8 protein-coding genes and 1 pseudogene are annotated in these 10015 nt (G+C 72.7%); 8 read left to right on the forward strand and 1 reads right to left on the reverse strand.

Annotation, left to right across the window (positions count from 1 at the left end):
* Window positions 1-181 precede the first annotated feature (181 nt).
* Window positions 182-1800, forward strand: a pseudogene (locus OCT49_RS30420) (FUSC family protein).
* Window positions 1797-2303, forward strand: a complete 507-nt coding sequence (locus tag OCT49_RS30425; protein WP_283855009.1) for a MarR family winged helix-turn-helix transcriptional regulator — start codon at window positions 1797-1799, stop codon at window positions 2301-2303. Before OCT49_RS30420 ends, OCT49_RS30425 begins: the two are co-directional and overlap by 4 nt.
* An 87-nt stretch (window positions 2304-2390) precedes the next feature.
* On the opposite strand, the gene OCT49_RS30430 is transcribed toward OCT49_RS30425, so the two are convergent.
* Window positions 2391-3173 carry an IclR family transcriptional regulator gene (locus OCT49_RS30430; protein WP_283855010.1) on the reverse strand — a complete coding sequence of 261 codons (783 nt, stop codon included), beginning with the start codon at window positions 3171-3173 and terminating at the stop codon, window positions 2391-2393.
* Between the two features lie 652 nt (window positions 3174-3825).
* Here OCT49_RS30430 and OCT49_RS30435 point away from each other — a divergent pair.
* From OCT49_RS30435 to OCT49_RS30460, 6 genes are all read left to right on the forward strand, one after another.
* A complete protein-coding gene (locus OCT49_RS30435) occupies window positions 3826-5436 on the forward strand; it encodes a sensor histidine kinase (RefSeq protein WP_283855011.1) in 1611 nt (536 codons plus the stop codon).
* On the forward strand, window positions 5433-5840 hold the full coding sequence (locus OCT49_RS30440) for a roadblock/LC7 domain-containing protein (RefSeq protein WP_148832530.1): 408 nt from the start codon (window positions 5433-5435) through the stop codon (window positions 5838-5840). The genes OCT49_RS30435 and OCT49_RS30440 overlap by 4 nt, the downstream gene beginning before the upstream one ends.
* Window positions 5837-6208, forward strand: a complete 372-nt coding sequence (locus OCT49_RS30445; RefSeq protein ID WP_283855012.1) for a DUF742 domain-containing protein — start codon at window positions 5837-5839, stop codon at window positions 6206-6208. The genes OCT49_RS30440 and OCT49_RS30445 overlap by 4 nt, the downstream gene beginning before the upstream one ends.
* Complete coding sequence (locus OCT49_RS30450) at window positions 6189-6803, forward strand: GTP-binding protein (RefSeq protein WP_283855013.1); 615 nt, start codon at window positions 6189-6191, stop codon at window positions 6801-6803. The genes OCT49_RS30445 and OCT49_RS30450 overlap by 20 nt, the downstream gene beginning before the upstream one ends.
* Before the next feature lie 70 nt (window positions 6804-6873).
* Entirely contained in the window at window positions 6874-8445 is a 1572-nt protein-coding gene (locus OCT49_RS30455) for a cytochrome P450 (protein WP_283855014.1), read from the forward strand.
* Window positions 8446-8638: 193 nt separating this feature from the next.
* Complete coding sequence (locus OCT49_RS30460) at window positions 8639-9985, forward strand: 6-phospho-beta-glucosidase (protein ID WP_283855015.1); 1347 nt, start codon at window positions 8639-8641, stop codon at window positions 9983-9985.
* Window positions 9986-10015 lie beyond the last annotated feature (30 nt).

Here is a 10015-nt window from a genome sequence, read left to right on the forward strand (position 1 = left end):
GTGCGTGGGTGCTGCGATCAGTGTGGCCCGGGGGCCGCCGGCCGGCGACCCGGAGAAAATACTTTACGGGTGTAACACCTGCTAAAGTATTTGAGTGAGCGATACAACCACCTGGTCCCGGCAGCCCTCCGTCCGCAGGCTCCCGCTGGCGGCCCCGCTGCGTCTCGCCCGGCCCTCGGACATGTGGTTCAAACCGGCGCTGAGCGTGGTCGTCGCCACCGCCGTACCGGACCTGGTGCTGCTCGCCCTCGACCGGCTCGACCTCGTGATGTACACGATGGCCGGTTCGCTCTGCGCCCTGTACGGCCACAATCTGCCCTACGCGCGTCGGGCCCGCGCCGTCGCCGGAGTCGTCGTCTCCATGGTCATCGGCATGGCGGTATCGCTGGTCGCGGCCTCCCTCACCGGGTCGGCCACCGTGCTGATCGCGGTGGGGGCCGTCCTCGCGGCCGGGCAGAAGACGCTCTGCGACGCCACCCGCATCGGCCCGCCCGGACCGGTGATCTTCACGTTCGTCACCTCGGCCGCGCTCTTCGCCCCGCAACGGCTCGGCCAGGTGCCGGGCCACCTCGCGCTGACCCTGGCCGCCGGGGCGATCGCCTGGCTGGTCGCGGTCGGCCCCGCGCTCCTGCGCCGGGAGGGCCCCGAGCGCCGGGCGACGGCCCGCGCCCTCGACGCGGCCGCCGCCCACCTGGCCGACCCCGGCCCCGCACCCGGCACGCGGCGGCCGCCGCCGTGCACGCGGCCCGGCAGTCCCTGCTCGCCGCCGGACGCCCCACCCCCACGCGCCGGGCGCTCGAACGCCTCGTCGTCCACGCCGAGACGGCGACCCTCGGAGTGCCCCTCGACACCTCCCCCGGCGCCTCCCCGGCCGTGCCCGTCCTCGCGCCGGACCCCGACCGGCTCCGGGCCTGGGCGCGACGGACCCGCGCCCGCGGCCCCGTCCCGGGCACCTCGGACGAATCGTTCGGCATCGCCTCCGAGCGGGCCGCCCGGCGCGGCACGAGCCGACGCGAGGCCCGCCGCACGCTGCTGCGCGGCCTCGCCCCCGGCTCCCCGCTGCTGCCCATCGGCGTCCGCACGCTCGTCGGCTGCGCCCTGGCCGGATACGTCTCCCAGGCGGCCGGAGTCGGCCGTCCCTACTGGGCCATCGTGACCGCCGCCTCCCTCTACCAGGCCAATGTGACGCTGTCCTGGAACCGGGCCCTGCAGCGCACCCTGGGCAATCTCATCGGCGTCCTCGTCTTCGCCGCCGTCCTCCCCGTCAGCCGCACCGGCCCCCTGGCCCTCATCGGCTGCTGCCTGTTCTTCGGCTTCGCGGCCGAGGCCCTGATCACCCGCAACTACTGGCTCGGCTCCGTGGCCGTCACCCCGATGGCGCTGCTGGTCCTGGAATTCGGCGGCACCCACCCGGCCGGCGAACTCATCGGCGACCGGGTCCTGGACACCGTCATCGGGGCCGGCACGGGCCTGCTCGCCGCCGTCCTGGTGACCAACCGCCGGGCCGCCGGACGCTTGGAGAAGGCCCTGGCCGCCACCGAACTCGCCCGCGCCCGGGCCGTGAGCACGCTGGCCGCGCCGCAGACCGACCCCGCCGCCCTGGACGCCGCCCGCCGCGGGCTGGCCGGGGCGCTCGTCGAACTGCGCGACGCCGAGGACACCGCCGCGGGCGAATGGTGGCAGCGCACCCTGCCCCGGGAGCAGGTCCTCGCGGCCGAACGGGCCGGACACCGTACGCTCGCCGCTACAGCAATACGGCAGGGGCTGCTCGCCCCCGCCCCGGAGAACGGAGCGGTGTGACCGACGACATCGTCGCCTCGGTGGTACGGCAGTGGCAGGCCGTCAACCCGGAGCTGGACACCGGACCGATGGAACTCATCGGCCGCATCAACCGCTGTGCCGCCCTGCTCCAGCAGGCGGAGGACGCCCCGCTGCGCGCCGCCGGACTGACCCGCGCCGAGTTCGACCTGCTCGGGGCGGTACGCCGCACCGACCGCGAACTGACCCCCGGCGAGCTGGCCAGGGAGACGTTCTCCTCCGGCGCCGCCGTCACCAAGCGCCTGCGGGTCCTCCAGGAGCGCGGCCTGGTCGACCGCCGGTGCGACGACCGCGACCGCCGCGTCAACCACGTCCGCCTCACCGAGGAGGGACGCGAGCTGGTGGACATGCTGCTGCCGCGGCAACTGGCGTACGAGCGCACGGTCCTGTCGGGCCTCGACGAGCACACCCACGCCCGGCTCAGTGCCCAGCTCGGCGAGCTGCTCGTCCAGCTGGAGGGACGGATCGGCGGCAGCCGCCGCTGACCCCGGGCCCGCGCGGGGCAGGGCCGGCCCACCGGCCCCGCCCCACCTCTCTCCGGCGTACGCCCGGTTCCACCTGCCCGCGCGTCCTCACCGCGGTGCCGCCCCGTGCCCCGCGTCGGGCCCGTCCAGCAGCGCGGCGGAGCGGCGGAGTTCCTCGGCGCGCCGGGCGAGCGCCGCGTCGCCGCCCCGGTCGGCGGGGGCCGAGGCGGTCAGGGCGAGCCGGTCGCGCCAGCTCGACCCGGTCAGGAGGACGGCCACGGCGTACACGCCCCGGACCGATTCCCCGCGGCTGACCGCGTACCCCCGCCCGCGGACCTCGTCGAGCTCGGCGAGCAGCGCGGAACGCGACGTGAGGGCGTTCGACGCGGTCGGCGGCAGCTCCTCCTGCGGGTAGAGGGCGCGGACCTGTTCCGGCGCCATCCGGGAGAGCAGCATCCTGCCGCCCGCCGTGGTGTGGGCGGGGCACGTGCGGCCGATTCCCGACATCACCCGCACCGGGTGCGGGGACTCGCGGCCGTCGGTGATGACGATCCGGTCGCCGATCAACGCCGCGCTCTGCACCGTTTCGCCGGTACGCAGCACCGCGTCCTCCAGCACGGGGCCGAGCCGTTCGCGGATCGCCGTGCCGAAGCCGGCCGGGAGCCCGAGCCGGACCAGCTCGGGGCCCGGTGCGTAACCGCGGCCGGAGAAGTCCCGGACCGCGAAGCCCCGCCCCTCCAGTGTGCTGAGCACCCGGTGCGCGGTGGACCTGCCCACGGAGAGCAGCTCGGCCGCCCGGGAGACGGTCAGCGTGTCGTGGGTGAGGAACAGCCGCATCAACCGGAGTCCGGTGTCGAGCGATTCGATGGTGTAGCTCCGCGTCGGCCCCATGGTGCGTCCGTTCCTCGTCGGTTCCGGTGCGTCTCGTGACGCGACGTACCCGGACATGATCCGGGACGACGGCCCGGTGCGGGGTCCGAGGCGGGGTTCAACCGGCCTCGTTCCGGGGGGTGTTCCACGGAGCGCGAGGGTGCGCGACGCCCGCCCGCGCCGACGCCGTCCGCACCGGCCGTCACCCCGGCGCCCCGGAAGGTCACCCTCACCCGACCCATGAACACGTCCCTTTCGACCCCTCTCGCTCGTGCGTACGACTGTCCCTTGGTGTGGGACGAAGTGAGGGGCGACGCGAGGGGCGGGAGTGAGAGTTGTTGCTCCTGTGCAGGTGAACTCCGTGCGTGATTACCCTGGTTCACCTCCATGACGACATGAACTCTGTCCTGCGCTGCGGTACGGAATGCCTCGCGGGACGCCTGATGTCGACCATCGTCACTCCCCGCGCACGCGTGGCGGCGGTGCGTGCAAAAACTCGTGAGTGTATTACCGCCGGAGCGCTCGCGCAGGGGGTTGGGTGAATGGGCCGAAGCCCTGATTCGATCTGACTAAGCTCACGCGCAGTGAAGCCGAGTTGATATGAATTCGAGCGCTTGTTCCCGACTGTCCTGCAAGCGCCTGTACCTCCCGAATCAACCGCCAGAGGTTCTAGATGGTCCGTGTTGAATCACCGCCGACCGACCGGGAAACCCCGGTCGTTCGCGCCGTGTTGCTGCCCGTGCTCCTGATCGGCGGCGCGACCGCCGCCGCGGCGGCGCTGGTCCCCGAGCCCGCGCGGATACCAGTCGTCTGGTGCGGCGTGCTCGCCACCGTCGTGATCGCCGCGCTCACCGTCCAACTCGCCCGCAGGGCCCGTGACCTGCGCATCCAGCGCGCGGTGTACGAACGCCGCTTCGCCGACCTGGAACGGCGCATCGCCATCCACGACGACGAGACCGTGCGGATCAGCAAGGTGCTCCTGCCGGCCGCCATCCACCGCCTGCGCGTGGGGAATTCGCCCGAGGAGGTGCTCCGCGACGTCGTGGACGCGGACGAGTCGTACCGCGACCTGCCCGACGCCCAGCGCACCCTCGTCTACACGGTGCTCAACATCATCGACAACGAAGAAGCCATGCGTGACTCCGCGCAGCGCGCCTTCGTCAACGTCGCCCGGCGTGTCCAGGCGATCGTCCACCGCCAGGCGAGCGAACTGCGTGAGATGGAGGAGCATCACGGGCGCAACCCCGACGTCTTCGACGACCTGCTCCGCATCGACCACGGCACCGCGCTGATCGGCCGCCTCGCCGACTCCATCGCGGTACTCGGCGGGGCCCGGCCCAGCCGCCAGTGGCCCAAGCCCGTACCGCTGTTCAGCGTGCTGCGCGGCGCCATGTCGCGCATCCTGGAGTACCCCCGCGTCGATCTGCACTCGATCGCCAAGGTCGCCATCATCGGCACGGCCGTCGAACCGCTCATCCACGCCTGCGCCGAGCTCCTCGACAACGCCACCCGCTACTCGCCCCCGCAGACCCGGGTGCACGTCACCGCCGTCGAGGTGCAGACCGGCATCGCCATCGAGATCGAGGACGGCGGCGTCTCGCTCAGCGAGGAGGCCCGCTCGCGGGCCGAGAACATGCTCGCCAGGGCCCAGGCCGGCTCCAACATGAACGACCTCGGCGAGTCCCCGCGACTCGGCATGGCCGTCGTCGGACGCCTCGCCCGGATGTACGACCTCCAGGTCTCCCTGCGGCAGTCCGCGTACGGCGGCGTCCGCGCCGTGCTCATCGTGCCCCGCGCCATGATCACCACCGGACCCGCTCCCGGCATCGCCCACGGCATCGGCGCCACGTCGAGGCCCACCAGCGACATCGACCAGGAGGCCATGAAGCACGTCGTGCCCCCCCGCCGCAAGCCCCGCACCCCCGTGGCCCAGCGCCCCGCCACCGGACCGGTCGCCCCCATCACCAGGCCGGTCGTCCCCCCGGCCGCCATGGAGGACGACGTCCCCGTGGTGACCGAGTGGACCGCCGGAGGACTCCCGCAACGCCGCAGCCGCGGCCGCGCGCCCCTCGGCTCGCACAACCTCCCCGCCCAGCCCGTCGACCCCACCGCCGGCCGGCGCAACGGCCATGCCAACGGCCATGGACCGGGCGGTGAGAACGGCAAGGAGCAGCCGCCCGGACTCTGGCTGGAGGCATTCACCAACGCCGTCAACGGCGTGCCGCAGGACCCGAAGACCGACGAAGACTCCGATGACGCGTGGGACAAGGGAGACCTGAAGTGATCCAGCAGCGGGGAAACATGGACTGGATGCTCAAGCAGCTGGCCGACGACGTACCGGACATCCACCAGATCGTGGTGCTCTCCGCCGACGGTCTGCGCATCGCCCAGCACGGCGGCGACCCCGATGTCGCCGACCGCCTCGCGGCGGCCTGTGCCGGACTGCAGAGCCTGGCCGCGGCCGTCGCCTCCGAAATCCCGTACAGCGACGGGCTCATGCGCCTGGTCGTCATCGAGGTCACCGGCGGCTTCTTCTACCTGATGGCCGCCGGGACGGGCGCGTACCTCGCCGTCCTGGCCGGCGAGACGGTCGACGCCGGACTCGTCGGATCGCGGATGCGCGACATGGTCGTCAGGATCGGCGCCCATCTGACGAGTCCGCCGCGCCACGACGGGCTGTCCGGATGAGTTCTCCCCGACGAGAGCGCCGAAAAGCCGATCCCGCCCTGAGCGATCCGGAACGGCTGTACGTGATCACCGGCGATCCCGACGGCAGCGAGCGAGCGGCTCTCGACCTGGTCACGATGATCGTCGCGAAGGCCCAGCCGACGCCGACGGTCCAGCCCGAGCAGGCGGTGATCCTGCGCCTGTGCCAGGCACCGTTATCCGTCGCGGAGCTATCCGCGTACCTCGCACTGCCCTTCAGCGTCGTCACGTCGCTCCTCACCGAGCTCCTCGCCGCCGAACTCATCGAATCGCGCGCACCCATCGTGCGCGCCACACTCCCGGACAGGTCCCTCCTCGAAGCGGTGATGCATGGACTTCAGAAACTCTGACACGATCACCGGCCCCCGACGCGAGGACGTCCTTCCCACCACGGCGACCGCCGCGGTGAAGGTCGTGGTCGTCGGCGGGTTCGGGGTCGGCAAGACGACCATGGTCGGATCGGTCAGCGAGATCCGGCCGCTGACCACCGAAGAGACCATGACCCAGGCCGGGGTCGGCGTGGACGACAACTACGGGGTGGAGAGCAAGACCGCCACCACCGTCGCCATGGACTTCGGCCGGATCTCCATCAGCGAGGAGCTGGTCCTCTATCTGTTCGGAACACCGGGCCAGGAACGTTTCTGGTTCCTGTGGAACGGGCTGTTCGAGGGAGCCCTCGGTGCGGTGGTCCTCATCGACACCCGCCGGCTCGAAGTCAGCTTCGACGTCATCGGGCGGCTGGAGGAGCGCGGCGTGCCGTTCGTCGTCGCCATCAACACCTTCCCCGACGCCCCGAAGCACCCCGTCGAGGCACTGCGCAGCGCTCTGGACCTCCCCGAGGAGGTCCCGATGATCGACTGCGACGCCCGGCTGCGCGGCTCCAGCCGCGACGTGCTGATGACCCTGATGCGCTACCTGCACAGTCTGGCGCTCCCGCTCGCCTGACCGTGCCCCCCCACCCCCCTCACGCATCCCCACCCGTCTGGTCCTTGGAATCCTGATCCCTGGAGCGATCGTGACAACCCCATTTCCCTACGAGTCCGGAGCGGCCCAGGGGTCGTTTCCGCCCCCCGAGTGCCCGGCCCACGGCCTCGGCATCGGGCCCGGCGGACTGCGCCGGTTCTACGGCCCGGAGGCCGAGCGGGACCCCCACGGGCTCTACGAGAAACTCCGCGCCGAACACGGCACCGTGGCCCCCGTGCTGCTGCACGGGGACGTGCCCGCCTGGCTGGTCCTCGGCCACAGCGAGAACCTGCACATGACCCGCACCCCCTCGCAGTTCTCCCGCGACTCCCGGCGGTGGCGGGCCCTGCAGGACGGCAGCGTCGCCCCGGACCACCCACTCGCCCCGATCTTCACCTGGCAGCCGATCTGCGTCTTCGCCGACGGCGCCACCCACGAGCGCCAGCGCGGCGCGGTCACCGACAGCATGGGCCGCATCGACACCCGCGGCGTCCGCCGGCACGTCAACCGCTACAGCAACCGGCTGGTCAACGACTTCTGCCAGGAAGGCCGCGTCGACCTGGTCGGCCAGTTCGCCGAACGGCTGCCGATGATGGTGATGTGCGCGATCATCGGCATGCCCGAGGAGTACAACGACCGGATGGTCCAGGCCGCCCGCGACATGACCCGGGGCACGGCGACCGCCGTCGCGAGCAACGCCTACGTCCTGGAGGCGCTGACCCGGCTCGTCCAGCGCCGCCGCCGCGAACCCGCGGACGACTTCGCCACCTGGCTCATCGAGCACCCCGCGAGGATGAACGACCAGGAGGTCAGCGAACACCTGCGGCTGATCCTCATCGCCTCCTACGAGGCGACCGCCAACCTGATCGCCAACGTCCTGCGGATGGTCCTCACCGACCCGCGCTTCCGGGCCCGGCTCAGCGGCGGTCACATGACGGTGCCCGAGGCGGTCGAGCAGACGCTGTGGGACGAACCGCCGTTCACCGCGATCTTCGGCCGCTGGGCGGTCGGCGACACCGAACTGGGCGGCAAGCAGATCAAGGCGGGCGACGCCCTGATCGTCGGCATCGCACCGGCCAACACCGACCCGGTCGTACGGCCCGACCTGAACGCCGACATGGCGGGTAACCGCGCCCACCTGGCGTTCAGCGGCGGCCCGCACGAATGCCCGGGACAGGACATCGGCCGCGCCATCGCCGACGTCGGTGTCGACGCCCTGCTGATGCGACTGCCCGACCTCGAACTCGCCGTCGACGAGAGCGAGCTGAGGTGGGTGGGGAACATCATGGGGCGGCATCTGGTGGAACTCCCGGCGGACTTCGCCGCGCGTGCGCCGCAGGACGACCGGGAACCGCCGTCCATGGGCAAGCCCAACGCGCAGCGCCAGGACTGGGAGGTGCAGTCGACCGTCCGGCACACCGCCCCCACCCCCGGCCGCCCGCCCCTTCCGCCGCCCGCCCCGGCCCCGGCCACGACGGGCGCGGCGGCCATGACGGCGGTCGTCGACGAGACGGGAAGCACCCCCGCGGCGCAGCCCGCCGTGGGCCACATCCCGCAGCAGCGCGGCCGGTCCGCACCGGTCAGGCTGTGGCGGGTCGTTTCCCGCTGGTGGAGCGGCGACTGACCCGCTCCGTCCCGACCAGGGGCGGACGGCACCGGCATCCGGCCCGGTGGCGACGGACCCACGGTCCGCGGTCACCGGGCCGGACCCCGTCGGTACGGAGGCCGCTCGTACGGATTCCCCGCGCCGGGCCGGGCCCCGCCGTCCGGAGTCGTTCGTGCCCGGCCCGATCCGGCCCCCCGTACCATGCGGAAGCGTGAAGCTGACAATTCTGGGCGGCGGCGGATTCCGGGTTCCCCTCGTGTACGGGGCGCTGCTCGCCGACCACGCCGAGGGCCGCGTATCGGCGGTCACCCTTTACGACACCGACGCCGACCGGCTCACCGCGGTGGCCCGGGTGCTCGCCGAACAGGCCGAGAACGTCCCCGACGCGCCCGCCGTCGATGCCACCACCGACCTCGACGAGGCCCTGCGCGGCGCCGACTTCGTCTTCTCGGCGATCCGGGTGGGCGGCCTCGAAGGCCGGGCGGCCGACGAACGCGTCGCCCTCGACCTGGGCGTGCTCGGCCAGGAGACGGTGGGGGCGGGCGGCATCGCCTACGGCCTGCGCACCGTGCCCGTCGCCGTCGACCTGGCCCGGCGCATCGCACGGCTCGCCCCCGACGCCTGGGTCATCAACTTCACCAACCCGGCCGGTCTGGTCACCGAGGCCATGTCCCGCCACCTCGGGGACCGGGTCATCGGCATCTGCGACTCCCCGGTGGGTCTCGGCCGCCGCATCGCCCGGGTGCTCGGCGCCGACCCGGACCGGGCCCGGATCGACTACGTCGGCCTGAACCACCTGGGCTGGGTCCGCGGACTGCGCGTCGACGGCCGGGACGAACTCCCGCGACTGCTCGCGGACCCGGCCCTCCTCGGCTCCTTCGAGGAAGGCCGGCTGTTCGGCGCCGACTGGCTGCGCTCGCTGGGCGCCGTCCCCAACGAGTACCTGCACTACTACTACTTCAACCGGGAAGCGGTACGCGCCTACCAGGAGGCCGAGCAGACCCGCGGCGCCTTCCTCCGCGAGCAGCAGGAGGGCTTCTACGCCCGGATGAAGGACCCGGCGGCCCCCGCCCTGGCCACCTGGGACCGCACGCGCGCCGAACGCGAGGCCACGTACATGTCGGAGAACAGGGAGGTCGCCGGGGTCGGCGAACGGGACGGGAGCGACCTGGAGTCCGGCGGCTACGAGCAGGTGGCGCTCGCCCTCATGCGGGCGGTCGCCCGCGACGAACGGACCACGCTCATCCTCAACGTCCCCAACCGGACCACGCTCCCGGTGCTCGACGCCGAAGCCGTCATCGAGGTGCCGTGCCTGGTCGACGCCAACGGCGCCCGCCCCCTCGCCGTCGACCCGCTTCCGTACCATGCCGTCGGCCTGGTCACCGCGGTCAAGGCGGTCGAACGCGCGGTCCTGGAAGCGTCGGAGAGCGGTTCGCGCGCGACCGCCGTGAAGGCCTTCGCCCTGCACCCGCTGGTCGACTCGGTGACCGTCGCCGAACGCCTCGTCGACGGATACGTCGAGGCCCACCCCGCGCTCGCCCGTCTGAACCGTCCCTGACGACCGCCCCGCAGGCCCTCCCGCCGCGCC

The sequence above is a fragment of the Streptomyces sp. ML-6 genome, assembly GCF_030116705.1.
Lineage (GTDB): Bacteria > Actinomycetota > Actinomycetes > Streptomycetales > Streptomycetaceae > Streptomyces.

What these genes read in the sequence shown, in the direction of transcription:
- OCT49_RS30450 (WP_283855013.1), top strand. Translation starts at nt 6,189, where the DNA reads ATGGACTTCAGAAACTCTGACACGATCACCGGCCCCCGACGCGAGGAC.
- OCT49_RS30430 (WP_283855010.1), bottom strand. Translation starts at nt 3,173, where the DNA reads ATGGGGCCGACGCGGAGCTACACCATCGAATCGCTCGACACCGGACTC.
- OCT49_RS30435 (WP_283855011.1), top strand. Translation starts at nt 3,826, where the DNA reads ATGGTCCGTGTTGAATCACCGCCGACCGACCGGGAAACCCCGGTCGTT.
- OCT49_RS30445 (WP_283855012.1), top strand. Translation starts at nt 5,837, where the DNA reads ATGAGTTCTCCCCGACGAGAGCGCCGAAAAGCCGATCCCGCCCTGAGC.